Raw genomic sequence first — 731 nt, 5'->3', positions numbered from 1 at the left:
TACGAAGAGTTTACCAAGAGTGATGATACGCCCGTCACTAGTGCTGATCTCGCCGCTCATAAACTGATCTCGAAAAAACTTAGCGAACTGACACCTGATATTCCGGTGTTATCGGAAGAAGCCGCTGATATCAGCCTAGAGCAACGTTCTCAATGGGATCGCTACTGGTTGGTTGACCCGCTGGACGGAACACAGGAATTCATCGCACGAAGTGGCGATTTCGCGACAATCATAGCCCTAATCGAACACAACAAGCCGGTAATGGGCGTGGTGTACGCACCGGTTTCAGGTGTGAGTTATTACGCTTACAGTGGTAAAGGTGCATGGAAAATTCCAGACCTTAATGACAGCGTTAAAATCAAAACGCACCGTCACGAGCTACCAAACCAATCGATCGCGATGGCAATCAGCCGTCGCCAAGACATCAATCGAATCACTAACCGTATGAGCTCTGCTTGGAACTACGACTTAGTTCCTCTTGGCTCTGCTGCGCTTAAGGCATGTTTAGTCGCAGAAGGTGCTGTGGACTGTTATCTACGTATTGGACCAACCGGAGAGTGGGATACCGCAGCAACCCAGTGCATTGTTGAAGAAGCTGGCGGACGAATCTTAAGTACCCAGTTAGAGCCGCTTTCGTACAATGAAAGAGAGACGCTTGAGAACCCGAACTTCATTGTGCTTGGTGATGCTGACTTACCGTGGGCAGAAATCTTACAAGGTAAAGACTAGGC

Annotated in this window: 1 protein-coding gene; it reads left to right on the top strand. The window is 48.8% G+C overall.

Translation table 11 applies throughout. The features are described 5' to 3' along the window. A partial coding sequence (cysQ, locus tag AB4496_RS25995; RefSeq protein ID WP_372132755.1) for a 3'(2'),5'-bisphosphate nucleotidase CysQ occupies positions 1–729 on the top strand: 729 nt, incomplete at its 5' end. Positions 730–731 lie beyond the last annotated feature (2 nt).

Source organism: Vibrio sp. 10N.222.46.A1, assembly GCF_041473595.1.
Taxonomy (GTDB): Bacteria; Pseudomonadota; Gammaproteobacteria; order Enterobacterales; family Vibrionaceae; genus Vibrio; species Vibrio tasmaniensis_A.
The sequence above is the reverse complement of the archived record's forward strand: the minus strand, read 5'-3'. Positions and strand labels throughout refer to the sequence as shown.